Raw genomic sequence first — 23,977 nt, 5'->3', positions numbered from 1 at the left:
GTAAACCCAGTGGCGGGGCCTTACCCCGCCATTGCCAGACGGTTGCGACCTTCACGCTTGGCGACATACAAGGCGTTGTCGGCGCGGCGCAGCAGGCTCTCGGCGGATTCGGCCGCCAGCAAGGTGGAGCAACCCAGGCTCACCGTCAGATCAATCCGGGTATCGTCCGCCCAATAATCCTCGGCCTGTGCCGCCTGGCGCAGTCGCTCGCCGACCATCGCCGCCGCTTCCCGGCTGGTGTTGGAGAGCAGGATCAGAAATTCTTCGCCGCCATACCTGAACACCATGTCCACATTACGCAACTGGCCCTTGATCGACGCCGCCACCGCGCGCAGCACGTTGTCGCCGGCGCTGTGGCCGTGGGTGTCGTTGATGTGCTTGAAGTGATCGATGTCCAGCATCAGCAGCGACAATGGATTCAAGTGCCGACGCGCCATGTCGATTTCGCGCTGCAGGGTCTGGTCCATGGCGATGCGGTTGCCCGTCTGGGTCAGCGGGTCGCGCAGCGCACTGCGGGTGGCTGCGCGGTAGAGCAGGGCATTGCGCATTGGGTAGAGCAGGGTGGACAGCAGCGATTCGAGCTGCCCCAGCTCGTCCTCGGCCAGACGCTGGTTACGGCGCAACACCAGTTCGCCCAGAGCCTCGCCCTCGTGGCTGAGGGTGTAACTCACCGAATGATGACCGCGCTGGCCAAACTCAAGTCGCAGGTCGCTGGCCTGATGGCGGTAAACCATCGCGTCGAGGGGCACCAGTCGCTGGATTTCGCGAAAGAACAAACCCAGGATGCGCTCCGGCTCCAGGCTGGTTTGCAGATGCTGCCCCAGTTGCTGGCGCAGTTGAGCCAGCGTTACGGGGCGGTGCGGCAGCGGCGAAGGCTGACCGAAGCCCAGGCGTTGCAATTTGGCGCTGTCGAAGTCGATTGCGTGGATCTGGGTAGGTGTTTTCATCAGCAATCGGCCTCTCAGCACTTGAACGTCTTACAGGCTAAGTCAGCGTGTCGAGTGCCATTACTTGCCCTGCTTGGGAAGTGTTAGAGCGAGATTCATGCCAATTCGTTTAATTAAAAAAAACGCCTTACAAATCAACGGCGGTTTCTACAGGCGCAAACACTCGCCTGAATATCACGCCGGTTATTTGGCTGGCTGAACCAGAATGCTGTGATCAATTTGCTCAATCGACGTCACGCCGGTCAGCGTCATGGCCACGCGCATTTCCCTGGCGAAGATGTCCAGCAGGTTTTCCACGCCCTTCTGGCCATCGGCAGCCAGCGCATAGGCTGTGGCGCGTCCCAGCAGGCAGGCCTTGGCACCCAGGGCCAGCATGCGCACCACGTCGAGACCGGAACGAATGCCCGAATCCACCAGCACGGTCAGCTCATCGCCCACCGCGTCGGCAATGGGCGGCAGCGCCCTGGCGGTGGAGAGCGCGCCATCGAGCTGCCGCCCGCCATGGTTGGACACCACGATGCCGTCCGCGCCGAAACTCACCGCGTCCCTCGCATCCTGCGGGTCGAGGATGCCCTTGATGATCATCGGGCCCTTCCAGACGTCACGGATCCATTCCAGGTCTTGCCAGCTGATCGACGGGTCGAAGTTGTTGGCCAGCCAGCCCATGTAGTCTTCGAGGTGCGTGGGTTTGCCCAGATACGTTGAGATGTTGCCCAGGTCGTGGGGGCGGCCCATCAACCCCACATCGAACGCCCACTGCGGCTTGGTGATGGCCTGCAACAGCCTGCGCTGAGCGGCGTACGGCCCGGACATGCCCGAGTGCGCGTCACGGTAGCGTGCACCGGGCGTCGGCATGTCGACGGTAAACACCAGAGTGGTCACGCCGGCAGCCTGCGCGCGCTCCAGGGCGTTGCGCATGAAGCCGCGGTCCTTGAGCACATACAGCTGAAACCAGAGGGGCTGCAAGCTTTGCGACGCCACTTCCTCAATCGAACACACCGACACCGTCGACAGGCAAAAGGGAATGCCCTTGTTGGCCGCAGCCCTGGCCGCCTGCACTTCACCGCGCCGCGCGAACATGCCGGTCAGCCCCACCGGGCTCAGGATCACCGGCAAGGCATGTTCCTGGCCGAACAACGAGGTGGTCAGACTCAGGTTGTCGACATTGCGCAGCACCCTCTGGCGCAGGCCGATGTCGGTCAAGTCCGAGCAGTTGGCGCGCAAGGTGTGTTCGGCGTAGGCGCCGCCGTCGATGTAGTCGAACAGAAAGCGCGGCAACTTTCGCTTGGCGGCGGCGCGGTAATCGGAAGCGGACGAGATGATCATTGGGCAGTGTCTCCGGCAGGATGCGTTAACCATAGGCAAAGATCTGGCATGATAAAAACAACTTTTATCACTACAGCCAAGTCGCAAAAGGAATGTCGATGAACCTGCGCACATTGCGGGCCTTTGTTGAGGTGGTGCGCCAGGGAGGCTTCTCCCAGGCGGCCGAGGTGGTGTCCCTCACCCAGTCCACCGTAAGCAAGGCGGTCAAGACCCTGGAAGAGGAACTGGGCATGCCGCTGCTCAATCGTCTCGGTCACCGAAACGAGCTTACCGCCGCCGGCGAAATGACCTACCGCCACGCGCTGGCGCTGCTCGCCGAACACGCCAACCTTGTGGCCGAAATCCACGACCTGCGCGGCCTCAAACGCGGCGTATTGCGCATTGGCTTGCCGCCGGTGGGCTGCGGCCTGCTGTTTGCGAGCATGTTTGCGATTTACCGCAGCCGCTACCCGGACATTGAGATCGAGCTGACCGAATACGGCAGCAAGAAATTGCGCGAATGCCTGCAAGCCGGTGAGGTCGACCTCGCGGCACTGCTGTTGCCCGTGGATGAAGGCTTCGACTATCAGCCCGTACGCAACGAACCGTTGATCGCCGTCTTGCCGGTCAGCCATCCTCTGGCGCTGCGCAGCCGCATCGACTTCACGGATCTGGCCGACTCACCGTTCATTCTCTTTGAAGCCGGCTTCGCGCTGAACGCCAAGATCCTCGCCGCCTGCGAACGCAGGGGTGTGACACCCAAGGTCACCGCGCGCAGCGCACAGATCGACTTCATCGTCGATCTGGTCGCCGCCGGCCTCGGTGTCGCCTTCCTGCCGCGCATGCTCGCGCTCAAGCACCAGCACGCCGGCATTGCCCTGATCCCTCTGGACGAACCCCACACCGACTGGCACATCGCCCTGGCCTGGCGCAGCAGCGCACACCTGCCGCCGGCGGCGCGGGCCTGGCTGGATCTGGCCGAGGAACAGCCGCTTTCTGCAGGCCATCGGCTTTAAACCTGGCAGTCAGCAGGGCAGGGTTGACTTCTTCTTTTTAATCAGTAACATACGGCGCATTCCGCGATAGCTCAGTTGGTAGAGCAAATGACTGTTAATCATTGGGTCCCTGGTTCGAGTCCAGGTCGTGGAGCCAGATAGAGAAAAGCCTGCAGCGATGCAGGCTTTTTTTTGCCTTGGATTTGCCGAAGGTAACAGACCAGGCCGGGCAGGCACTAAAGTGAAAAAGGGCGGTCAACAGGCCCCCACTTTCAAGATATGAAACATGCACTTACGTATTATTGCCGCTGCCTTGTCTGCCCTGGTTTTCCTCGCGCCTGTCGCCCACGCCCGCAACCTGTCGGCCCTCTACTCGAACGACGAAAAGCGCCTGTCCTTTGACAGCTGCGCCGACCTGTTCCCGGCCGCACCGATCAACACCGCCACCGTACCCGCCAGCTTGAAACCGCTGGCGCTGTGTTCCGACAACTTTGCCGTGCTCTACTCGCAGACCAGCAAGACGCCGCTGGTGGTGGTCGAACGCCTCAACGCCGCGTTGTTGAAAGATGCGAAAGGCGAAGAGCGTACCAACCAGTTCTACGCCGACCCGCGTATCCCCAAAGGCGGTCGCGCCGAGCTGAGCGACTACCATGCCCAGCACCCAGCGGTGGACCGTGGCCATCAGTCCCCGGCCGCCGACGCGCCAGATGCGCATGCCATGGCGCAGTCGTTCGCGCTGTCGAACATGGTGCCGCAAGACCCCACCAACAACCGCAAGATCTGGAGCAAGGTCGAGTCCGACGTGCGCAAGTTCGCCGCGCGGGCGGGCGGCGATGTGTTTGTGTTCACCGGGCCGTTGTTCGATGCGGGCTACGGCACCATTGGCCGCAATAAGGTGTGGGTGCCGACGCGCCTGTTCAAACTGGTGTACGACGCCTCTTCCAAACGTGCCTGGGCCTATGTGCTGCCCAATACGGAAACCCGCATTCAACGGCCGATGGATTACGACAGCTTCGTGAAAACCACCGGGCTCAAATTGTTGGGCAATCTGCCGGTGAGCGGTTCGATAGGCCGTGGCTGATCAAGCGTCCCACTGTAGGAGTGGGTGAGCCGGCTGCTACGAAAAACGGCATACTTGCCGTCCTGCAATCAATGTCAAACGAGATCTCAATGAGCACCTCCCTTTCGCTGGCGCCCACGCGCAAGCCAGTCGCGCCGCTGCTGGCCTTTATCCTGCTGATCGCCGGCGCGCTGTTCCTGCAAAACACGGTCGGCGCGCGCCAGGTGCTGTTGCTGGTGGTCGGCGCTGCCCTGGGCCTGACCCTCTACCACGCCGCCTTCGGTTTCACCTCTGCGTGGCGCGTGTTCATCAAGGACCGGCGCGGTGCCGGGCTGCGTGCGCAGATGGTGATGCTGGCGGTGGCGGTGCTGCTGTTTTTCCCGGCGCTGGGCGCGGGCACGCTGTTCGGCCAGCCGGTGGTGGGGCTGGTGGCGCCGGCCGGGGTGTCGGTGGTGTTTGGCGCCTTTATCTTCGGCATCGACATGCAACTGGGGGGCGGCTGTGCGTCGGGCACCTTGTTCACCGTGGGCGGCGGTAATGCGCGCATGTTGGTGACACTGTTGTTCTTTATCTGTGGTTCGTTGATCGCCACGCACCATGTGGATTGGTGGTTTGCGCTGCCGGCGTTCCCGGCGATGTCCATCGTCAAGAGTCTTGGCGTAGTGCCGGCATTGGTCCTGAGCCTTGTGGTGTTTGCGGCGATTGCGTTGCTGACCGTGCGCCTGGAAAAAGCCCGGCATGGCCAGCTTGAAGAAGGCGTGACAAGCGAGCACCAGGGGCTGCGCCGCTTCCTGCGCGGGCCGTGGCCGCTGGTGTGGGGCGCGATTGGCCTGGCGCTGCTCAACTACGCCACCCTGGCCCTGGCCGGTCGACCGTGGGGCATCACCTCAGCGTTCGCGCTGTGGGGCGCCAAGGTGGCGAGCGGGTTGGGGGTGGACGTGTCCAGCTGGGCGTTCTGGCAGATGCCCGGCAATGCCAAGGCCCTGGCAGCGCCGGTGTGGGAAGACATCACCAGCGTGATGGACATCGGCATCGTGCTCGGCGCGCTGCTGGCCGCAGAGCCTGGCCGGACGCTTCGCCCCCAGCCTGAAAATCCCCCCGCGTTCACTGGTGGCGGCGGTAATCGGCGGGCTGCTGCTCGGCTACGGCTCGCGCCTGGCCTACGGCTGCAACATCGGCGCGTACTTCAGCGGCATCGCCTCGGGCAGCCTGCATGGCTGGGTGTGGCTGGTGGCGGCGTTTATCGGCAACGGCGTGGGTGTGCGCCTGCGGCCGTTTTTCTTCGCAGGTGAAAGGCCGCAGGTGGCGTTGAACGGTTGCTGAATCAGCTCTGCGGGGAAAGCTCGGGTGTTTGATCCGCTTCGTTCGCCAGCCTTTCCCGCTCGGCCTTGCTGATGTATTTGTCTTTGCTTTTAGGCGCCAATTTGGCATTGGCCTTCTTGGCCTTCGCCTTGAAGAGTTGCTGCAGTTTCTTTTGACGGTTCATGGTTTCCAGCCCGGATGTGTGCAGGCGCGGATGATAGCAGTTTGAGTGACGTGACCGCTGGCTGGGCGGGCTCAAGTGGTTTACCTGGCTTGATTGCGCGACGCGATCCAACCTGGAAACAAGTGTTAATAGAATCGATAAGCAGCCACTACACGGGCTGGACCAGGGTTTTTTGACCGGTACGCAACGGCATCTAATATCCACTAGCATTGGCCCGAGTGATAAAACCGATCAGAAGAGAGGAATCAAACGGGCAAAAGAGAGTCTTGATGCCCTGAGAGGTCAGTGAAATGAGCGATTCAAAATTCAATCCCGAGGACATGCCGATCCTCGACCTGGACGCGACCGGCACCCGCACCTATGAAGCTTCGCGCTTCCTCGACAGCCCGGAAACCATCAGTGCTTACCTGGCGCACAGTTGCTGATGAAAGCGCTGGCCGAGATCGCCAAAGCGTTGGGTGTGAACAAGGTGGCAGAGGCAGCCGGGGTGAACCGAGAGAGTCTGTATAAAACCCTGAAGGGCGGTAGCAAAACGCGCTATGAGACTGTCCAGAAATTGATGGCGGCGCTGGGCGTCGAGCTGACGGTGCGGCCAATGGCTGCACCTGCCAGTCAAAAAACGGTACGGGCCAAACGTGCCGTCGCCGGCGATTCATGATTCGAAGGATCCACAGTTGAACGAACACACATTATCCCGGCGCCTTGAGCGCGTGGCGGCGCAGGTTCCGGCGGGGTCGCGCCTGGCGGATATCGGTTCCGATCACGGTTACCTGCCGGTGGCGTTGGTGCGTCGCGGAGTGATCACGGCCGCGGTGGCAGGGGAGGTGGCCGAGACGCCATTTCGAGCGGCCGAGCGCAGTGTCCGTGAGAATGGTCTGGAGCCCCTGATCAGGGTGCGCCTGGCCAGTGGGCTGGCGGCTATCGAACCGAATGACGTGATTACCGCCATCAGCCTGTGCGGCATGGGCGGGGAGACGATTCGCGACATTCTCGACGCTGGCAAGGCGCTTCTCACCGGCCAGGAACGCCTGATCCTGCAGCCCAATGGCGGTGAGCAACCGCTGCGTCAGTGGCTGATGGACAACGGCTACCAAATCCTTCACGAGGAGTTGCTGCACGAGAACCGTTTCTACTACGAAATCATTGTTGCCGAACGCACCGGGCCGGTCGCCTATACGCCCGAACAACTGTACTTCGGCCCGCTGAACCTGCAGGCGCGCAGCCCGGTGTTTTTCGCCAAGTGGCAGCGTCTGTTGCGCCTGAAGCAGCGCACCCTGGCAGGCTTCGAGCGAGCGTTGCAAGGGGGCCCGGAACACAGGCTGCAAGAACTTCAACGGCAGGTTGGCTGGATCACCGCTTTGCTGGGGTAACACTCGCCATGATCAGCGCATTACCACAGGGCACCGCACCAATCCGGTGCCCGGTTACAGTCTTCGCCACACACTGAGTGCTTTCGCCCCAATTTTGCGCACCTCCCACGGGGCGACTCCTCGCCGCACCGCCAATTCCGGGCCTGTGGCCAGCGGCCCATATCTTGCTTGTGCCAGGCTAATCAATGACATGGCATTTTGCCGTTAGTCGTTTCAAGGCTTCGCCTCGCCGTGCACGGTGTGGGTTGTTCCAGGAGTTGTCGGCAATGCACAGTCTGTTATCACCCGGTATGCGCCTGCTCGGGCGCTTCGGTTTTGCGCGCAAGTTTCAGATTCTGTTCCTCCTGTTCATGCTGCCGCTGGTCGGCAGCCTGTGGATGATCGCGGCGGACTATCGCGAGAAAAGTGCGGTGATTTCCAGCGAAAAGTCCGGCGTTCAACAACTGTTGGCCATGGACTCCCTCGACAGCCAACTCACCGCCCAGCGCAACCTGGCCGCGCGGTGGAAGGCGGTGGACCTGCTGCGCGAACCCACCCCGGCGGCCAAAGCGGCGATGGACAAGGTCGATGCCTTTAACCCCATGATCCAGCAGAGCCTGCAAGCCCTGGGCGACACGCTCGCTGCCCAGCAGGTCAGCGCCGAAACCCTCGCCCGTTTTACGGCGTTGCAAGCGACGGTCAAAGGCATGGACACGCAATCCCTGCGCGCCGTCGGCTGGTGGCCGGACGGCTACGACCGCTTCACCTCGGCGCTGACCGCGATGCAAGGCCTGCGCGAGCAAATTGCTCTAGACACCGGCCTGATCCTCGACCCGTGGCTGGAAACCTACCTGTTGATGCAGATCTCCACCCAGCAGACGCCGGACCTGATCGAGCGCGTTGGGCGCATGGCCAGTGTGGGGCAGTCGTCCATCGCATCCGGGCAGTTCACCCTGCAAAGCCGCTTGCAGATGCGCGACCTGCGTAGCCGCATCGGCGACGCGCGGGACCAGTTGGTCAAGGCCGCCGCCTCACTCAAGGCCAAGCCCTACGCCGGTCTCGAGGCGTGGAGCGCGCAGTACGATAACAGCCTGCAACTGCTCGACAGCGAACTCAAAATCCTCGACGACGGCGTGTTCGGCGGCACCATCAAGCTCGACAGCGCCGCCTTCGACCGCAGTGTCGACGCCATGCTCGGCGGCCTCGGCGCGCTGCGCAACCAGTCGCTGAACTCGCTGGACGCGCGCCTGAACTATTACCACGCCCGTTCCCTGCAGCAATTCGTGCCGGTGGCGGCCACGTTCAGCCTGCTGGCGCTGGCGGCGCTGTATCTGTTCATGTGCCTGCAGGCCTCGATTCAACGCAGTGCCAGCGGCATCACCACGCTGGCCGAGTCGTTGCGCGACGGCAACCTGTGCGTGGAAGTGGCGGTGCAAGGCCGTGACGAACTGGCCGCCATCAGCGCCGCGCTCAACGTTGCCGTGGCGCAGTTGCGCACCAGCCTGCTGGGCGTCAACCACGAGACCCAGCAGCTCGGTTCGGCGGTGCTGACCCTCAATGCCCAGTCGGGCAGCACCCTCAACGAGGTTGAAGACCAGCAGCACCAGATCAGCCAGATCGCCGCCGCCGCCACCCAACTGGCGGCCACTTCGATGGGCGTGGCCAGAAGCTGCGAACAGGCATCCGGCAGCGCCCAGCAGACCCGGCGCATCGCTGAAGACAGCAGCCGCGACAGCCAGCGCACCACTGCCAGCATCCAGCAGCTCAACCAGCGCCTCACCGACACCGCCAACGCGCTGGAGCAGGTGAGCCAGCAGGGCCAGCAGATTCAGTCGGTGGTGGACACCATTCGCGGCATCGCCGAACAGACCAACCTGCTGGCGCTCAATGCTGCCATCGAAGCCGCGCGGGCAGGGGAGCAGGGCAGGGGCTTTGCCGTGGTAGCCGACGAAGTACGCAGCCTGTCGCAACGCACCCAGGCCTCCACCGCGCAGATCGCCAGCACGGTGGACAGCCTGCGCGCCACGGTCAGCCAGGCCGTCAGCCTGATGGGCGCCGCCTGCGAGCAGGCCCTCACCGACGCCGAGTCGGTCACCGGCCTGGGCACGCGCCTGGGTGAAATCGCCGGCGCAGTGCAGAACGTCACCGACACCCTGGCGCAGATCGCGGCCGCAGTGGAAGAACAAGCCACCACCGCAGATGAAGTGAGCGGCAATATCCAGCAGGTGGACCAGGCGGCCGGGCGCTTGCTCGACGGTGCACGCGCGGTGAACCAGGCGGCGGATACCTTGAGCAGAGGCAGTCGCGCCTTGAGCGACAACACCGCGCGGTTCCGCCTGGGCTGAGGCTGCGGATGAACCTTCGAGGGTTACGGGGCTCACTTGTAAAGTCGCCCTGTGCCCTTGCCGAAAGGAATCCGCATGCCTTCAACCCCGCCAACCTCCCCGCTGCACGGCCCCGTCGAACGTGAACTCAGCCCGCGTGCGGTCATCACCGGGGTGGTGCTCGGCATCCTGTTGACCCCCTCCAATGTCTACGCCGGCCTGAAGATCGGCTGGTCATTCAACATGTCGATCATCGCCTTGCTGGTCGGTTACGCGATCTGGCAAGGCCTGGCCAGGCGCTCCACCACGGCACTGCCGTGGACGCTGCACGAGAGCAACATCAACCAGACCGTCGCTTCGGCGGCGGCGTCGATCATTTCCGGCGGGCTGGTGGCGCCGATCCCGGCCTACACCTTGCTGACCGGCCACCAACTGGACCCGATTCCGATGATCGCCTGGGTGTTTTCGGTGAGCTTTCTGGGCATCTGGATCGCCTGGTACCTGCGGCCTTCGCTGCTCAATGACAAGGCGCTGAAATTTCCCGAAGGCATGGCCACTCTGGAGACCTTGCTGCACATCTACAACCACGGCCGCGAAGCCGCGACACGCTTGAAGGTGCTGCTTGGCGCGGCGTTGCTGTCCGGGCTGGTCAAGTGGGTGGATACCTTCATGTGGGCGTTCCCGCGCTGGTCGCCAAGCGTGCAGCTCGAACGCCTCACGTTTACCGCCGACCCTTCGCTGTTGCTGCTCGGGTTTGGCGGCATCATCGGCCTGCGCGTGGGCCTGACCCTGTTGCTCGGTGCGCTGCTCGCCTGGGGCGGGCTGGGGCCGTGGTTGCTGGCGCAGCATCTGGTGAGCCTGCCCGAGGGCAGCAGTGGCCCGCAGTTCGCCGCGCTGGTGGAATGGCTGCTGTGGCCAGGCGTGAGCCTGATGGTGTGCTCGACCCTGGCCTCGCTGGCGATCCGCCTGTGGGCGTTGCATGCCTCGAGCAAAGCAGGCGGCGGTACGCCCTGGACCCTGCCCAGGCCCGGGCCGGCGGCGGGTTTCGTGCTGTCGATCATCCTGGTGGTGAGCCTGCAGGCGCTGCTGTTCGGCATCAACCTGAGCATGGCCCTGCTGACCATTCCCCTGGCGATTTGCCTGGCGGCCGTGGCGGCGCGGGTGGTCGGCGCCACCGGCATTCCGCCGATCGGGGCGATCGGGCAATTGTCCCAGTTGAGTTTCGGCATCGTCGCGCCGGGACAGGTGCCGATCAACCTGATGAGCGCCAACACCGCTGGCGGTTCGGCCGGGCAGTGCACCGACCTGATGAACGACTTCAAGGTGGGCAAGGCGATTGGGGCGACGCCACGCAAGCAAATGATTGCGCAGATCCTGGGGATCTTCGTCGGCAGCATCGTCGGCGTGTTTGCGTACCTGGCGCTGATCCCTGATCCGCAGGGCATGCTGCTCACCGAGGAGTGGCCGGCACCGGCCGTGGCCACCTGGAAAGCCGTGGCGCAAACCCTCACCCACGGCCTGGACTCACTGTCGCCGAGTATTCGCTGGGCCATCGGCATCGCCGGCCTGATCGGCGTGCTGCTGGGCGTGCTCGACAGCACCTTGCCGGCCCATCGCGCGCGCTACCTGCCAAGTGCCGCCGCCCTGGGCCTGGCGTTTGTACTGCCGGCCTCGGTGTCGTTGATGATGGCGCTGGGCGCGGTGCTCACCTGGCTGGTCAGCCTGCGCTGGCCGAGTGTGACGCAGCGCTTTGCGATCACGGCAGCGGCGGGTTTGATTGCCGGTGAGAGCATCACCGGCGTGGGGGCGTCGTTGTGGCAGATGTTTCGCTAAGCCGGCAGATCCGATGTGGGCGTGAGATATTTCAGCCAATCCCAGTCCTGTGGCGAGCGGGCTTGCCCTGATGCCGTTCAGTTAAGCGCAGATTCCCTGTGGCGAGCAGGCTTGTCCTGCGTTGGGCTGCGCAGCAGCCCCAAAACCAGGCTTTGCGCTGTGTCAGGTACACCGCGTTTTGCTTGATTGGGGGTGCTTCGCACCCCAACGCGGGGCAAGCCCGCTCGCCACAACAAGTCCGCTTGCTACAACAAGTCCGCTAGTCACAACAGTTCCGCTTGCTACAACGGACTGGCTCTATGCCTCACTTGGCGAACGCATACTCGCCACCTTGCTCCACCGCCTTGCGATACGCGGGCCGCGCCTGGAAGCGCTGCACCCACGCCGCCAGGTTGGGGTAAGCCTGCAACTTGCCCTGGGCCTTGGCGATTTCGCCGATGAAACTCATCTGGATATCCGCGCCGCTCAACTCATCCCCCAGCAGGTAAGGCGAGTTTGCCAGGGCGTTATCCAGATACCCCAGGTAATTGGCCACTTCCGATTCGATTCGCGGATGCAACGGCGCACCGGCTTCACCCAGGCGGCCCACATACAAATTAAGCATCAGCGGCAACATGGCCGAACCTTCGGCAAAGTGCAGCCATTGCACGTACTGATCGTAGCTGGCACTGGCGGCGTCCGGTTGCAGGCGGCCGGCGCCGTGGCGGCGGATGAGGTAGTCGACAATGGCGCCGGACTCGATCACCACGTTGCCACCGTCCTCGATCACCGGCGACTTGCCCAGCGCATTGATCGCCTTGAGTTCCGGCGGCGCCAGGTTGGTTTTCGGGTCGCGCTGGTAACGCTTGATCTCGTACGGCAGGCCAAGCTCTTCCAGCAGCCACAGGATGCGCTGGGAACGTGAATTGTTGAGGTGATGGACGGTGATCATGGACGGCTCCAGAGTAGGGGGTGTGCAGGAATGGACTGTCACAGGGCCGCAGAGTGCCCCGGGATGCTCCAGGGCGTTTACAACTGTTAACTTTTTTAAGCGGCCATTCGCTTTAGGCTATGCGCGTGCCCCCAACCTGTGAAGAACCCGCCACCATGAAACTGCACGCCATTGTCGCCACCTTCCTTGCCTTAGCCGCCTTCCAGGCGTACGCCGCCGCGCCGATCACCCACGTCGCCATCTACCGGGGCCCGGCAGGGTGCGATGACTGCTCGGAAAACGTGAAGAAGGCCCTGCTGCGCCTCAACCCCGGCTACCAGGTCGACTTCGTCGGCGCGGACGAGGACATCGACATCACCGCGCAAACCCTCGCGCGTTACGACCTCTACGTGCAGCCAGGCGGCGGCCAGGATATTCCCGGCGCGCTCGACAGCCTGGGCGACGAGCGCGCCGAGGCTATCCGCAACTATGTGGCCAAGGGCGGCCGCTACCTGGGCCTGTGCATGGGCGCCTATCTGGCGGACGACAACAACCTCGGCCTGATCCCCGACGCCATCGACACCGAAGCCGGTCGTCCGGGCTTTGAAGTCAGCGGCATCGACGACGCAGCGGTGCGTGTCACCTGGGCCGGCAAGCCGGACTACGTGTTCTATCAGGACGGCCCGTACTTCCCCACATCCACCGCAGCCACGCCTTATCAGACCCTCGCGACCTACCACAATGGCGACGTCGCGGCCGCGCGCTACACCTATAAAAAGGGCGTGGTGGTACTCAGTGGCCCGCACCCGGAAGCCGGGCGCGAGTGGTTCGAAAACGCCGATATCCCCCTGGACAAAATGCCCCGTGGCGACCTGTTCGGTGCGTTGATCCGCAGCGTTCAGGAGTAACTCCGCCGGCGTCACGGGCGGCCTGCGCTTTTGTGCATGTCGACATCAGGCACGATCGTGACGTACTCAGGCCTTTTCGCCTGGCTCTGCGCCCGTATGGTGGTGCGCAATTGGGTCGCAGAGCACAACAAAAACAATGATTAACCTCAACTCCAAGGATTCCAGCGGTCAGTTGGCGCAGGGCTTCAAGCCACGCCATGTGACCATGCTGTCGATTGCCGGCATCATCGGCGCCGGGCTGTTTGTCGGTTCCGGGCATGCCATCGCGGCCGCCGGGCCGGCGGTGTTGCTGGCGTACCTGGCCTCCGGGTTGCTGGTGGTGCTGGTGATGCGCATGCTCGGCGAAATGGCGGTGGCGCGGCCTGACACGGGCTCGTTCTCCACCTATGCCGACCAGGCCATCGGCCCCTGGGCCGGGTTCACCATCGGCTGGTTGTACTGGTGGTTCTGGGTGCTGGTGATCCCGATTGAAGCGCTGGCCGCCGGGCATGTGCTCAACCAGTGGTTCCCGCAGGTGGACGCCTGGCTGTTCGCACTGCTGTCGATCATCCTGCTGGTGATCACCAACCTGTTCAGTGTGGCCAAGTACGGCGAGTTCGAATTCTGGTTCGCCATGGCCAAGGTAATCGCCATCGTCGGCTTTATCGGCCTGGGCTTCAGCGTGCTGATGGGCTGGATTCCGGACCGCGAAGCCAGCGGCCTGAGCCGCTTGATGCAGGAACACGGCGGTTTTGCGCCCAATGGCCTGTCGGCGGTGGTGGGTGCGTTTATCACCATCATGTTCAGCTTTATCGGCACGGAAGCGGTGACCATCGCCGCCGCCGAATCGAGCAATCCGGCGCAGAACATCGCCAAGGCCACGCGCTCGGTGATCTGGCGCATTGGCGTGTTCTATCTGCTGTCGATCTCCATCGTGATTTCGGTGGTGCCGTGGAACGATCCGCTGCTGGCCTCCGTGGGCTCTTATCAGCGTGCGCTGGAACTGATGAACATCCCCAACGCCAAATTCATGGTCGACCTGGTGGTGCTGATCGCCGTGGCCAGTTGCATGAACTCCTCGATCTACATCTCTTCTCGGATGCTGTTTTCCCTCGGCAAACGCGGTGATGCGCCGCGCGCGCTCAAAGCTACCTCGGCGGCGGGCGTGCCCCGGGCGGCGGTGATCGCGAGCACCATCATCGGTGCGGGCATCACGCTGCTGAGCTATTTCATGCCGGCCGGGCTGTTCCAGTTTCTGCTGGCCAGCTCCGGCGCCATCGCGCTGCTGGTGTATCTGGTGATCGCGGTTTCGCAATTGCGCATGCGCCGTTTGCTGCTGCGGCAGAACGTTGAGCTGACCTTTCGCATGTGGCTGTTTCCCTGGCTCACCTACCTGGTGATTGTGTTCATCTGCCTGGCGCTGGGGGTGATGATGGTGACGCCGGACCACCGCCTGGAAGTGTCGTCGACGATTGGCCTGGCGCTGGTGATTTCGTTTATCGGCCTGATCACCGCGCGCCAGCACGGGCCGGCGGTCAAGCCGGTAGCGCTGGAGCAGTCCTGATCAGCCGCTGGGGAGTGACTGCCATGGCACCTGATGCGCCGGCCTGCCAGACCATCGGCTTTTTACTGCTGGACCAGTTCACCTTGATTTCCCTGTCCTGCGCAGTCGAGCCGTTGCGCATGGCCAATCAACTGGCCGGCGAGGAGCTGTATCGCTGGCAGACCCTGAGCCTCAACGGCCAGCCGGTGTGGGCCAGCGATGGCGTAGCGGTCACGCCGGATGCGTCCACTCGCGACTCGCTCAGCCTCGACGCGGTGGTGGTGTGCGGCGGCATCGGCATTCAACAGGCCGTGACCGCCGAGCATATCGCCTGGCTGCGCAACCAGGCGCGTTTGCATTGCCGGCGATTGGGCGCGGTGTGCACCGGCAGTTGGGCGCTGGCTTTGGCGGGGCTGCTCGACGGCTTCCAGTGCAGCGTGCACTGGGAACTGATGGCCTCGATGCAGGAAGCCTTTGCCCGCGTCACGGTGAGCACCAGCGTGTTCACCCTTGATGGCAACCGTTTCACCAGCTCCGGCGGCACCGCGCCGCTGGACATGATGCTGCACCTGATCAGTCGCGATCATGGTCATGAACTCTCGGCGGCGATCTCGCAGATGTTCGTGTACGAGCGTATTCGTAATGAACGCGACCAGCAGCGCGTGCCCCTCAAACACCTGCTCGGTACGCAGCAGCCGAAGTTGCAGGAGGTGGTCGCGCTGATGGAAGCCAACCTGGAAGAGCCCATCGAACTGGACGACCTGGCGGCCTACGTGCAGGTCTCGCGGCGTCAGTTGGAGCGCATGTTCCAGCGTTATCTGTTTTGCACGCCGTCGCGGTACTACCTCAAACTGCGCCTGACCCGCGCGCGGCAACTGCTGATGCAGACATCCCTGTCGATTGTCGAACTGGGCGTGATCTGCGGCTTCGTGTCGACGCCGCATTTTTCCAAGTGCTACCGCGATTTTTTCGGCGTCGCCCCCAGCGACGAACGCGCCGACATGCGCCTGCACCCGCCACTCGCCTCACCGCCCCCGCTGCACGCCCCCGCGCCGGCAACCCCCAGAAGCACCCTGGAACAAGCCCGAGACGAACCGACCTTCGCCAGCGTGCGCATTCAACGGCGCTGAATTACCGAATTGGAATCTGTGTGGCGAGCGGGCAAGCCCTAATGCCGTTCAGTTAAGCGCAGATTCCCTGTGGCGAGCAGGCTTGTCCTGCGTTGGGCTGCTCAGCAGCCCCAAAACCAGGCGCTCAGCCGTATCAGGTACACCGCGTTTTGCTGGATTGGGGGAGCTTCGCCCCCCAACGCGGGGCAAGCCCGCTCGCCACATAAGCCCACAAATTTTCCTTAACTGAACGGCATTGGGGCAAGCCCCAATGCCGTTCAGTTAAGCCAGCCTGATGTTCAAAGCAAAGAGCGGTGTGACTTTTTCGGTGTACATATCCGTTTCTGCGGTAACGGCCGCTGGCGGTTCCGCCCTTACGGCGGGTCACTTTGGAAAAGCCCCAAAGTAACCAAAGGGCTCTTGCCCCAACACTCGGCACCTCGCCTAGGCTCGGTGTGCCCGAACGCAGGCTTTGGAGCGTGGGCCGCCGCGATGGGCCATCCATGGCCCAGCGCGGCTAACCCGGCGTCCTGCCGGGTTACCCACGCTCCAAAGCCTGCGTTCGGCCAGCGTGTTTGACGGGGCGCCTAAGATCAAGATCAAGAGCGCGGCGGCCTGAGAGCCGACCGAAATGGTTTGCCGAACGCTGTACAAAATGTGGGAGCTGGCTTGCCTGCGAAGGCGGTAGTCCAGCAAATATTGAGGCTAATTGACCCAGAGCTTTCGCAGGCAAGTCGCAGCGCCGCTCCCACAGGGGGTTTACGCTTAACTGAACGGCATTGGGGCTTGCCCCGCGTCGGGGCGCGAAGCGCCCCCAAATCAAAGAAAACGCCGTGCACCTGACACTGCGAGGCGCCTGGTTTTGGGGCTGCTGCGCAGCCCAACGCGGGGCAAGCCCGCTCGCCACAAGACACCGTCCACCCAGTCAACCCCAATCAAATGTGGGAGCTGTCGAGCCCCAGCGAGGCTGCGATGGGATCGCCTCGGTGTACCTGCCAGACCGAGCCGCCTGCATCGCAGCCTCGCTGAAGCTCGACAGCTCCCACAGGAGATCGGCTGCGTTCATGGGTTTATGGCAGGCGCATGCCCATCTCGAAAGCCCGCGTTTCAAAGCCGAACTCTGTGTACAGGCGGGCGGCTCGGGCGTTGAATGGCCACACCGTCAATCGCAGGTCCTGAGCATTCTGTTCGATAGCCCACTGTTTGACGCGCTGCACCAGGCTACGCCCAATCCCTCGGCCCCAGAACGACTCGGCCACACACACCGAACCGATCCGCACCACATTCATCGGTTGCATCAGCGGCCCGGCGCTTGCCGATACGCTCGCGGTGATGAACGCCACAGGCTTTTCACCGGCTTCGGCAATGAACACCACATGCCCCGGCTTTTCGAAAAGGCCCGACCAGTGCGGTAAATCGCGGGAAAAGTGCTGGGTGGGCGGTGCATAAATATCCGGCCGCGCGGTGTGGTGCACGTCGTTAAGCAACTGGCCCAGCTCGCACATGCTCATCGCGTCATCCACGCTTGCGCGTCGGCAGGTAATAGCTTCGTCCATGATGGGTAATACCTCGTTCAGTCTAAAGCCATCACCGTACACGCGTCCTGCTCTGCACCGCCAGATCCAGCGCTTTCTGCATGTCCAGCCGCGCCGAGCGCCCTATATCCTTATCTGTGCGTTGGTAGTTGCGCTCCGACGGCAGGATGGGGGCGGTCAGGTCTTGGGCGTCGCTGCGTTCAAAGTCGTTTTTCTCGCCGATGGCCATTGAGCTGCGGCGCAGCAGCATGCGCAGTTGCTCGGGTTGCAGTTGCGGGTTGATCGACAGCATCGCCGCCAGCAGCCCTGCAACCATCGGCGTGGCATAGGAGGTGCCGCAATGCACCGCGCCCTCCTGGCCAACATCGCGGGTGGAGGCGTGGGTGCAGGCGGCGGCGGTGATGTCTACGCGCATGTCCACATTCGAGGAGCTGCGCGTCACCGCATACGCCGGGTCATCAACCGCCAGCCCGCTGCGCTCGCCACGCTGATGCCCGCCCACCACCAGCAATTGCTCGGTGATAAACGAGGAGGGCAGGCGATAGTCATCCGTGCCGGAGAACGCCGAGCCATTGCCGGCGGAGTTCACCACGATCACATCGGGATGCTCCTTGCGCAGCCAGAGGAAAAACTCCTCGAGCAATTCTTCATAGCCGCTCATGGCGATGCCCGAGCGCAGCAGGGAATCGACGTCGTCCCCGTTGACGTCCTTGGCGCCGACGCGATGGATGCCCCAGCTCCAGTTGAGCACGCGCACGCCGTCTTCCACCAGGTTGACCGATGCGGCGATATTGGCCGTGATGCCCGCATCGGAGTCACGGTCGACGATCACCTCGAAGCCGCCGCTGGCCTTGTCCAGCCCGCGCAGCAAACCACTGTTGCCACCGTCATCCCAGCGTGCGGCGAGAATGCCCGCGACCGTGGTGCCATGGCCGTCCGGCGCGCTCGTGTCACGCGCATACACGCACGTGCGCCTGGTCGCGCAGGCTCCGAGGTAATCGGCAAAGTCGGCGGTGTCGAAATCCACCCCGCGCTCGATCACCCCCACGCGCACCGGTTGCGGCAGGATCGGCGAATGCCGGCCCGGCAGGCGGCTCTGGTAATAAGTCACAGCGTCGAGAAAGCGATTGGCCGCCCACTCGTCGGAGTCCGCCGCCGGTTTGTCGGGCTTCTCACGCGGCGCAGCGGCCTCGGCCTCTTCGGCGGCGGATTCTTCGACCACCACCGCATCGACGCTGGTCTCGCTGCCCAGACGCAACACCAGCGCGTCGCGCTGCACCAGGTCCCTGGCGGGCAGGCGCAGTTGGAACAGGTTCAGCGGCGCGATGCTGCCGACCACCGTCGCCCCATACTTGCGGGCCAGGCGCTCGGCTTCCTGGCGGCCATCGTGGTCTTCCTCGATCAGCACACTGACCAGGTCGACGTAGGTGGTCAACCCGTCCATGTTCTTCGCCACTTCGCTGGGCTTTGCCGCCACCACATGGCTGTTGCGCAGGCTCAGCCAGGCAGCGTTGCTGGCGCGGGCACCGTCCTCAAGCCACACGGGGCCGCTTTGATAGTGGCTGCTGTCCAGATGTACACGAAGGATATTGCCGTCACGCTGCAGCGCGCTTGCCGGCAGGGCCGTGGCGCCCAGTTTGAGTGTCGGCATGGCGTCACTCAGGCCGCGTGCGGTCAGGCACCAGGCTTGCTGACGGTTTTCCAGCAGGTCGCCGCAACGCTGCAGATTTTGCAGGCGCAACGGTTCCTGGGCGGCGGCGACCGTGCTGGCCGCCAGGGAGAGGAGGGAGGCGAGGGCTGCGGTTTTCAGAGGCATGAGCCAGGTTCTTTGCCGGAGAGGGTATTTCTCCGACTCCAACGGGGCGGGCTTCGTTCAGCGTGCGCCGAGCTCAGCCCCGCAGCCTGTGGGTTACAACTGGAACTTGCTCACTTCATGCTGAAGGCTGGTGGCCAGGTTCTTCAGGCCGCCGCTGGTCTTGAGCAACTCCTGCACCGACACATTGTTCATTTCCGCCATTTGCGCCGAGCGCTCAACGTTGCGCGCAACGTCCTGGCTGGCCATGGTCTGCTCACGCAAGGCGAAGGAGATCTGATCGACCACCTGCAGCACTTTCTCCGAGCTTTCACGAATTTCAACGATGGCCGCACCGGCGGTACCCGCCGTTTCCACGCCCTGGCTCACTTCGAGCACGCCACCGCGCATGCTTTCGACGGTTTCGCGCACGCCGGCCTGGATTTTCTCGATCATGATCGCGATTTCCTTGGTCGATTTACCGGTGTTCTGCGCCAGCAGGCGCACCTCATCGGCTACCACGGCAAACCCGCGCCCTTGCTCGCCGGCCCGGGCCGCTTCGATGGCGGCGTTGAGCGCCAGCAGGTTGGTCTGGTCGGCAATGCCCTGAATCACGCTGATGATCGAGGAAATCTGTTCGGAGTGCTGGCCCAGCCCCGCCACCTGGGTGGAGGAGTGCTGCACGGTCCTGGCAATGCCGTTCATGCTCGACAGCGTATTTTCGATGACGCGCGCGCCGTCCTTGGATTGCTCGCCCGAACGGCTGGCAAGCTGGTGCGCCTCGTCGGCGTTTTCCGAGACGTGATGGATGCTCACGGTCAACTCTTCAATGGTGGCGGCCATCATCGAGGCCGATGTCGACTGCTCCTGAATCGCACCGGACAGTTGCTCCGACGCGCCGGAAATCTGCTGCACCGACAACACCAGTTGGTTGGCCGCTTCGCTGATCTGTTGAATCATTTCCCGCAGGCGTTTCTGCATGCGGTCGAAGGCTTTGGGCAACTCGTCATGGCTGCTGGTGTCGATCACCGTATCCAGCTTGCCGTTGGCAATTGCGGTAGCGGCATCAATCGCCAGTTGCAGGCGCCGAGTGGTGCTGCGGCCCAGGGAGGTGGCGAGGATCAACGACAACACAGCCGACAGAATGCCGCCCACGATCAGGATCGTCAGCGCCATGTGCTTGGCATCGATCATTTCCTGGCTTCTTTGCGCCAGCAGGGCGGTTTCGGTGGCGGTGATTTCAGCCAGGGTCGCACGCATGCTGTCCATCTTGGCCTTGTCTGCGCCGGCGGTGATGCGCGCGTCCAGTTCGTCATCGGGCAGTTTGCTTGCGGTGAGGCTTCTGCGCAGGGCGATGATCGGGTCGATGTCTTCGGCCAGCCAGCGTTTTTGCGTCTCGCCCAGGGTGGCCAGGCGTTGTTGCTGCGCCGCGTTATCCGCCGTCAGGCGTTTGAGCAGCTCCAACTTCTCTAAAAAGCGTTTTTCGCCGGCTACCAAAGGTTCCAGAAAGTTGTCTTTGGACGCGATGACGAAACCGCGCATACCGGTTTCGATATTAATCAACTGTTCCAGTGCCAATTGTGCGGCGCTTAATACTTCATAAGTGTGCACGTTACTATTTGTAGCATCTTCTACTGTTTCGAAGCCTTTATAGGCGCTCCCCACCAATAAACCGATCAGTACAACGACTGCGGTAAAACTTGCATAAAGTTTTTGCGAGATGCTTAGTTTGCTGAACATGATGTTCGGTCCTGAAACGTGCCTATCCATGGCATGTATATTGGGATTGTTGTGTGTTTCGGGCAGGGATTAAGGGCTCCGCAATTAACTATCGGCCGTGTTTTTGTCAACTTTAGAAGCGGCCTGTAAATGATGCGATAGTTCACTGCTTTTTTGCTTTTTTGCTTTTTACGTTTTTCCATTAACCCATAGGCAGCCTCTCGCCGCAGCGGGAGAGGCGCCTGAAATCAGCGGACTAACGAGCAATCATCCCGGCAGCCTGTTCGGTCGCTTCAGTGGTACGCGTTGCCAGCTTGCGCACCTCATCGGCCACCACTGCGAAACCACGTCCGGCCTCGCCGGCACGCGCCGCCTCAATCGCGGCATTGAGTGCCAGCAGGTTGGTCTGGCTGGCGATGCTCTGAATCGTCCCGACAATCTGCGACAACTGCGCAATGTTGGTTTCCAGCGTGCGCTGGTGCTCGACCTCCGCCGCGCGCAATGCTTGCTGCTCATGCTGCAAGTGCACATCCACCAGCGCGCCCACCACCCGCAGTGGCGCACCCTGCGGGTCGCGGCGCGTCTGGTCGCGCGCGCGGAACCAGCGGTATTCGCCAGTTTTCATCTTCAACCGGTATTCGATATCAAACGGCGTGTGTCCTGACTTGTCATTGAGGTGCGCGCCAAACGCATTCAGGCTGCGCTCCTTGTCATCCGGGTGCAGCCGGGAGGCCCAACTGTCCAGCACATCGGGAAACTCCTGCACCGTTTCAAAACCCAGCAGGCGTCGAAACTGAGGCGACCACCAGAAGGGGTTCTTTGGGTTCACCGGGTCGCCGGCAATCACTTCCATGTCCCACAAACCGTCGGAAAGCATCTCCCGGGCCAGTTCGAAGCGGGTGATGATCACGTCGTGTTCCTGATCGCGCTGCAACTGATCATGAATATCGCGCAACGCACCGGCTACACGGATCGGCGTGCCGCGCTCATCGCGCAGCGTTTCACCCTGGGCGTGAAACCAGCGGTAGGAACCGTCCTTCATCGCCAACCGATTGTTCACGTTGTACGGTGTGTTTCCCGACTTGTCGTTCAGATGTCGCGCAAAGGCGTCGAGCGTCGCCTGCTTGTCCTGCGGATGCAGGCGATCGGCCCAACTGGCCAACACGTTTGGAAAATCACGCTCGTCAGAAAAACCGAGCAGGCTGCGAAATTGCGGCGACCACCAGAAACGGTTCTTCGGATTGATCGGGTCGCCCGCCACCACCTCCATGTCCCAGAGGCCCTCGCTGGAGGCGCGGTTGACCAGGTCGAAGCGGATTTCGGAGGCCTGGGCGGAGGCGGCGGACTCGCGCAGCAACTCACGGGCAGCCTCGAGTTCGTCTTCGAGCTGGGTAATGCGTAATTGCGATTCACGGCTGGATGATTCAAGCACGGCCAGCGCATCAAGCACCGCTGGGGCGGTTCTGCGGCGGTCGATATGGGGCTGCTGGCCGCTTTTGATCGCCGCTGTCAGTTGGTGCAGGGCGCGACGGTCACGGTGTAGAAAGGCAAAGATGGACATAGCGTAAAGGCTCAATAAGTGATGCGGGCCTCATCCATGGCACCTTGCCATCTATGTCGACAGGTTGTTGAGAAACTGTACATTTATTTTGGTTTTGCATCGGTGTTTGACGCGTTGACTTGCTATTGGCGGGTACAGCCCCATAACTACCTGCATATCCATTCAGCGTGAGGGCAGACCATGACCAACCACACCGAAACCGCCATCCTCGCCGGCGGCTGCTTCTGGGGCATGCAGGACCTGCTGCGACGCTATCCCGGCGTGCTGCAAACACGCGTCGGTTACACCGGCGGCGATGTGCCCAATGCCACCTATCGCAACCATGGCGACCATGCGGAAGCGATCGAGATCGTGTTTGATCCGGCGGTGATCACGTATCGGCAGATTCTGGAGTTCTTCTTCCAGATCCACGACCCCAGCACGCCCAACCGCCAGGGCAACGACCTGGGCCCAAGCTACCGTTCGGCGATTTACTACCTGAGCGAAGCGCAACGGGACGTGGCCGAAGACACCGTGGCTGATGTTGATGCATCGAAGTTATGGCCCGGGCCGGTGGTGACCGAGATTGAACCGGCGGGGGAGTTTTGGGAGGCGGAGCCGGAGCACCAGGATTACCTGGAGCGGATTCCTGATGGGTACACGTGTCACTTTGTACGGGCGGGCTGGAAGTTGCCAAAGCGCGCCTGACCCGATACCAATCAGTATTGTGGCGAGCGGGCTAGCCCCGCGTTGGGGTGCGAAGCGCCCCCAATATCGTTCAGTCAAGCCAACGCAATACTCAAAGCGCCAAGATCAAATGTGAGGGCGTGCTTACCCGCGAAAGCGGTGGGTCAGTGAAGATCAATGGTTGCTGGCACGACGCCTTCGCAGGCAAGTCGTTATTCACGTTCGCCCCATTTATGGGATATCGCTTTGCGCCCTTCGCTATAACCTTATAAGCAACTGCCAATTAGACTTGAGCACGTGCAGTCCATGCCGTGATCGAGGATAACAACGTGCAAGAGATATTCAGCATCAACTGGCTGCTTTGGCTGTCAACCATGGCCCCGCTGACCCTGAGTGCAGGGCCTGGCAACTTGATGGTTGCGACCTCGGGCGCGCAAAGCGGCGTACGTCGTTCGGTGCGGTTTATCGTCGGCCTGGACATTACCTATTTCCTGCTGGCGGTGCTGGTGGGGCTGGGGCTTTACCACACGCTGATGAACAGCCCGCGGCTGGTGTGGGTCCTGCAAGTGCTCGGCAGTTTCTACATTCTGTGGCTGGGTGTGCGCCTGCTGCGTCGTCCGCTGAAAGCGCCCGGCGACAAAGCCATACACCTGCAGTTTCGAGACGGCATCGTCGTGCAGTTGGGCAATGTGCAGGGCATCGTGATGCTGCTGGTGATGTTTTCCACCTTCATGCCCACCGGAGAAACCAGCAGCAGCGCAGTACTGATCTTGAGCGCTGCGCTGATTTCGCTGAATTTCTTCTCCCATGTCGTCTGGGTATCGATGGGCTCGTCCGTACAAAGACTGATCCAGGCGCGCCCCAAAATGCTGGTGTTCCAGAACGCGGTGTTCGGGCTGATGCTGATCGCGGTGGCGGTGTGGATTTTCCTGCGCACCGGCCCGCTGTAAGGAGGT

17 protein-coding genes, 1 tRNA gene and 4 pseudogenes are annotated in these 23,977 nt (G+C 62.5%); 13 read left to right on the top strand and 9 right to left on the bottom strand.

Annotated features, from left to right (window positions below; genetic code table 11):
* Window positions 1-20: 20 nt before the first annotated feature.
* Window positions 21-947, bottom strand: a complete 927-nt coding sequence (locus tag VRB54_RS15980) for a GGDEF domain-containing protein (RefSeq protein ID WP_338477954.1) — start codon at window positions 945-947, stop codon at window positions 21-23.
* A gap of 183 nt (window positions 948-1,130) precedes the next feature.
* Window positions 1,131-2,273 (bottom strand): FMN-dependent L-lactate dehydrogenase LldD, encoded by a 1,143-nt coding sequence (gene lldD, locus VRB54_RS15975; RefSeq protein ID WP_338477953.1) that lies wholly within the window; start codon window positions 2,271-2,273, stop codon window positions 1,131-1,133.
* 98 nt (window positions 2,274-2,371) lie between these two features.
* Between lldD and VRB54_RS15970 the strand changes: the two genes are divergently transcribed.
* The 4 genes and pseudogenes from VRB54_RS15970 (at window position 2,372) to VRB54_RS15955 (ending at window position 5,630) form a co-directional block, all read left to right on the top strand.
* Window positions 2,372-3,268: a LysR family transcriptional regulator gene (locus VRB54_RS15970; protein WP_338477952.1), complete on the top strand. Its 897-nt coding sequence runs from the start codon at window positions 2,372-2,374 to the stop codon at window positions 3,266-3,268.
* A 60-nt stretch (window positions 3,269-3,328) separates the two neighbouring features.
* Window positions 3,329-3,404: transfer RNA gene (locus VRB54_RS15965), tRNA-Asn, on the top strand.
* 129 nt (window positions 3,405-3,533) lie between these two features.
* On the top strand, window positions 3,534-4,328 hold the full coding sequence (locus tag VRB54_RS15960) for a DNA/RNA non-specific endonuclease (protein ID WP_338477951.1): 795 nt from the start codon (window positions 3,534-3,536) through the stop codon (window positions 4,326-4,328).
* A gap of 89 nt (window positions 4,329-4,417) precedes the next feature.
* Window positions 4,418-5,630: pseudogene (locus VRB54_RS15955) on the top strand (YeeE/YedE family protein).
* Window position 5,631: 1 nt separating this feature from the next.
* Here VRB54_RS15955 and VRB54_RS15950 read toward each other — a convergent pair.
* A complete protein-coding gene (locus tag VRB54_RS15950; RefSeq protein ID WP_069665338.1) occupies window positions 5,632-5,793 on the bottom strand; it encodes a DUF2986 domain-containing protein in 162 nt (53 codons plus the stop codon).
* A gap of 290 nt (window positions 5,794-6,083) precedes the next feature.
* Here VRB54_RS15950 and VRB54_RS15945 point away from each other — a divergent pair.
* The 4 genes and pseudogenes from VRB54_RS15945 to VRB54_RS15930 all read left to right on the top strand — a co-directional run bounded on the left by VRB54_RS15945 (window position 6,084) and on the right by VRB54_RS15930 (window position 11,299).
* Window positions 6,084-6,451: pseudogene (locus VRB54_RS15945) on the top strand (addiction module antidote protein).
* A 16-nt stretch (window positions 6,452-6,467) separates the two neighbouring features.
* On the top strand, window positions 6,468-7,163 hold the full coding sequence (locus VRB54_RS15940; RefSeq protein ID WP_338477950.1) for a tRNA (adenine(22)-N(1))-methyltransferase: 696 nt from the start codon (window positions 6,468-6,470) through the stop codon (window positions 7,161-7,163).
* A 185-nt stretch (window positions 7,164-7,348) separates the two neighbouring features.
* Window positions 7,349-9,487, top strand: a complete 2,139-nt coding sequence (locus tag VRB54_RS15935; protein ID WP_422396061.1) for a methyl-accepting chemotaxis protein — start codon at window positions 7,349-7,351, stop codon at window positions 9,485-9,487.
* A 75-nt stretch (window positions 9,488-9,562) separates the two neighbouring features.
* Window positions 9,563-11,299 carry an OPT family oligopeptide transporter gene (locus VRB54_RS15930; protein WP_338477948.1) on the top strand — a complete coding sequence of 579 codons (1,737 nt, stop codon included), beginning with the start codon at window positions 9,563-9,565 and terminating at the stop codon, window positions 11,297-11,299.
* 304 nt (window positions 11,300-11,603) lie between these two features.
* On the opposite strand, the gene VRB54_RS15925 is transcribed toward VRB54_RS15930, so the two are convergent.
* Window positions 11,604-12,230: a glutathione S-transferase gene (locus tag VRB54_RS15925; protein WP_338477947.1), complete on the bottom strand. Its 627-nt coding sequence runs from the start codon at window positions 12,228-12,230 to the stop codon at window positions 11,604-11,606.
* A 155-nt stretch (window positions 12,231-12,385) separates the two neighbouring features.
* Here VRB54_RS15925 and VRB54_RS15920 point away from each other — a divergent pair, with 155 nt between their 5' ends.
* The 3 genes from VRB54_RS15920 to VRB54_RS15910 all read left to right on the top strand — a co-directional run bounded on the left by VRB54_RS15920 (window position 12,386) and on the right by VRB54_RS15910 (window position 15,769).
* A complete protein-coding gene (locus VRB54_RS15920; RefSeq protein WP_338477946.1) occupies window positions 12,386-13,117 on the top strand; it encodes a BPL-N domain-containing protein in 732 nt (243 codons plus the stop codon).
* Between the two features lie 136 nt (window positions 13,118-13,253).
* On the top strand, window positions 13,254-14,660 hold the full coding sequence (locus VRB54_RS15915) for an amino acid permease (protein WP_338477945.1): 1,407 nt from the start codon (window positions 13,254-13,256) through the stop codon (window positions 14,658-14,660).
* A 23-nt stretch (window positions 14,661-14,683) separates the two neighbouring features.
* A complete protein-coding gene (locus tag VRB54_RS15910; RefSeq protein WP_338477944.1) occupies window positions 14,684-15,769 on the top strand; it encodes a GlxA family transcriptional regulator in 1,086 nt (361 codons plus the stop codon).
* A gap of 1,049 nt (window positions 15,770-16,818) precedes the next feature.
* Here the strand turns inward: VRB54_RS15910 and VRB54_RS15905 are convergent.
* The 5 genes and pseudogenes from VRB54_RS15905 to VRB54_RS24655 form a co-directional block, all read right to left on the bottom strand.
* Window positions 16,819-17,304: a GNAT family N-acetyltransferase gene (locus VRB54_RS15905; protein ID WP_338477943.1), complete on the bottom strand. Its 486-nt coding sequence runs from the start codon at window positions 17,302-17,304 to the stop codon at window positions 16,819-16,821.
* A 31-nt stretch (window positions 17,305-17,335) separates the two neighbouring features.
* Window positions 17,336-19,099, bottom strand: a complete 1,764-nt coding sequence (locus VRB54_RS15900) for a S8/S53 family peptidase (protein WP_338477942.1) — start codon at window positions 19,097-19,099, stop codon at window positions 17,336-17,338.
* Between the two features lie 93 nt (window positions 19,100-19,192).
* Window positions 19,193-20,815, bottom strand: coding sequence for a methyl-accepting chemotaxis protein (locus tag VRB54_RS15895; RefSeq protein WP_338477941.1), 1,623 nt, complete (start codon window positions 20,813-20,815; stop codon window positions 19,193-19,195).
* 244 nt (window positions 20,816-21,059) lie between these two features.
* Window positions 21,060-21,281, bottom strand: a pseudogene (locus VRB54_RS24660) (methyl-accepting chemotaxis protein); the annotation flags it as partial.
* 63 nt (window positions 21,282-21,344) lie between these two features.
* A pseudogene (locus VRB54_RS24655) lies at window positions 21,345-22,064 on the bottom strand (PAS domain-containing protein); the annotation flags it as partial.
* 471 nt (window positions 22,065-22,535) lie between these two features.
* On the opposite strand from VRB54_RS24655, the gene msrA reads away from it, so the two are divergent.
* Both msrA and VRB54_RS15880 read left to right on the top strand, forming a co-directional pair.
* Entirely contained in the window at window positions 22,536-23,042 is a 507-nt protein-coding gene (gene msrA / locus VRB54_RS15885; protein ID WP_338477939.1) for a peptide-methionine (S)-S-oxide reductase MsrA, read from the top strand.
* A 308-nt stretch (window positions 23,043-23,350) separates the two neighbouring features.
* A complete protein-coding gene (locus VRB54_RS15880) occupies window positions 23,351-23,971 on the top strand; it encodes a LysE family translocator (protein ID WP_338477938.1) in 621 nt (206 codons plus the stop codon).
* The last annotated feature ends 6 nt before the right edge of the window (window positions 23,972-23,977 follow it).

Source organism: Pseudomonas trivialis, from assembly GCF_036864995.1.
GTDB classification, from domain to species: domain Bacteria; phylum Pseudomonadota; class Gammaproteobacteria; order Pseudomonadales; family Pseudomonadaceae; genus Aquipseudomonas; species Aquipseudomonas trivialis.
The sequence above is the reverse complement of the archived record's forward strand: the minus strand, read 5'-3'. Positions and strand labels throughout refer to the sequence as shown.

What these genes read in the sequence shown, in the direction of transcription:
- msrA (WP_338477939.1), top strand. Translation starts at nt 22,536, where the DNA reads ATGACCAACCACACCGAAACCGCCATCCTCGCCGGCGGCTGCTTCTGG.
- VRB54_RS15920 (WP_338477946.1), top strand. Translation starts at nt 12,386, where the DNA reads ATGAAACTGCACGCCATTGTCGCCACCTTCCTTGCCTTAGCCGCCTTC.
- VRB54_RS15970 (WP_338477952.1), top strand. Translation starts at nt 2,372, where the DNA reads ATGAACCTGCGCACATTGCGGGCCTTTGTTGAGGTGGTGCGCCAGGGA.
- VRB54_RS15960 (WP_338477951.1), top strand. Translation starts at nt 3,534, where the DNA reads ATGCACTTACGTATTATTGCCGCTGCCTTGTCTGCCCTGGTTTTCCTC.
- VRB54_RS15950 (WP_069665338.1), bottom strand. Translation starts at nt 5,793, where the DNA reads ATGAACCGTCAAAAGAAACTGCAGCAACTCTTCAAGGCGAAGGCCAAG.
- VRB54_RS15915 (WP_338477945.1), top strand. Translation starts at nt 13,254, where the DNA reads ATGATTAACCTCAACTCCAAGGATTCCAGCGGTCAGTTGGCGCAGGGC.
- VRB54_RS15930 (WP_338477948.1), top strand. Translation starts at nt 9,563, where the DNA reads ATGCCTTCAACCCCGCCAACCTCCCCGCTGCACGGCCCCGTCGAACGT.
- VRB54_RS15935 (WP_422396061.1), top strand. Translation starts at nt 7,349, where the DNA reads ATGACATGGCATTTTGCCGTTAGTCGTTTCAAGGCTTCGCCTCGCCGT.
- VRB54_RS15900 (WP_338477942.1), bottom strand. Translation starts at nt 19,099, where the DNA reads ATGCCTCTGAAAACCGCAGCCCTCGCCTCCCTCCTCTCCCTGGCGGCC.
- VRB54_RS15905 (WP_338477943.1), bottom strand. Translation starts at nt 17,304, where the DNA reads ATGGACGAAGCTATTACCTGCCGACGCGCAAGCGTGGATGACGCGATG.
- VRB54_RS15925 (WP_338477947.1), bottom strand. Translation starts at nt 12,230, where the DNA reads ATGATCACCGTCCATCACCTCAACAATTCACGTTCCCAGCGCATCCTG.
- lldD (WP_338477953.1), bottom strand. Translation starts at nt 2,273, where the DNA reads ATGATCATCTCGTCCGCTTCCGATTACCGCGCCGCCGCCAAGCGAAAG.
- VRB54_RS15895 (WP_338477941.1), bottom strand. Translation starts at nt 20,815, where the DNA reads ATGTTCAGCAAACTAAGCATCTCGCAAAAACTTTATGCAAGTTTTACC.
- VRB54_RS15980 (WP_338477954.1), bottom strand. Translation starts at nt 947, where the DNA reads ATGAAAACACCTACCCAGATCCACGCAATCGACTTCGACAGCGCCAAA.
- VRB54_RS15910 (WP_338477944.1), top strand. Translation starts at nt 14,684, where the DNA reads ATGGCACCTGATGCGCCGGCCTGCCAGACCATCGGCTTTTTACTGCTG.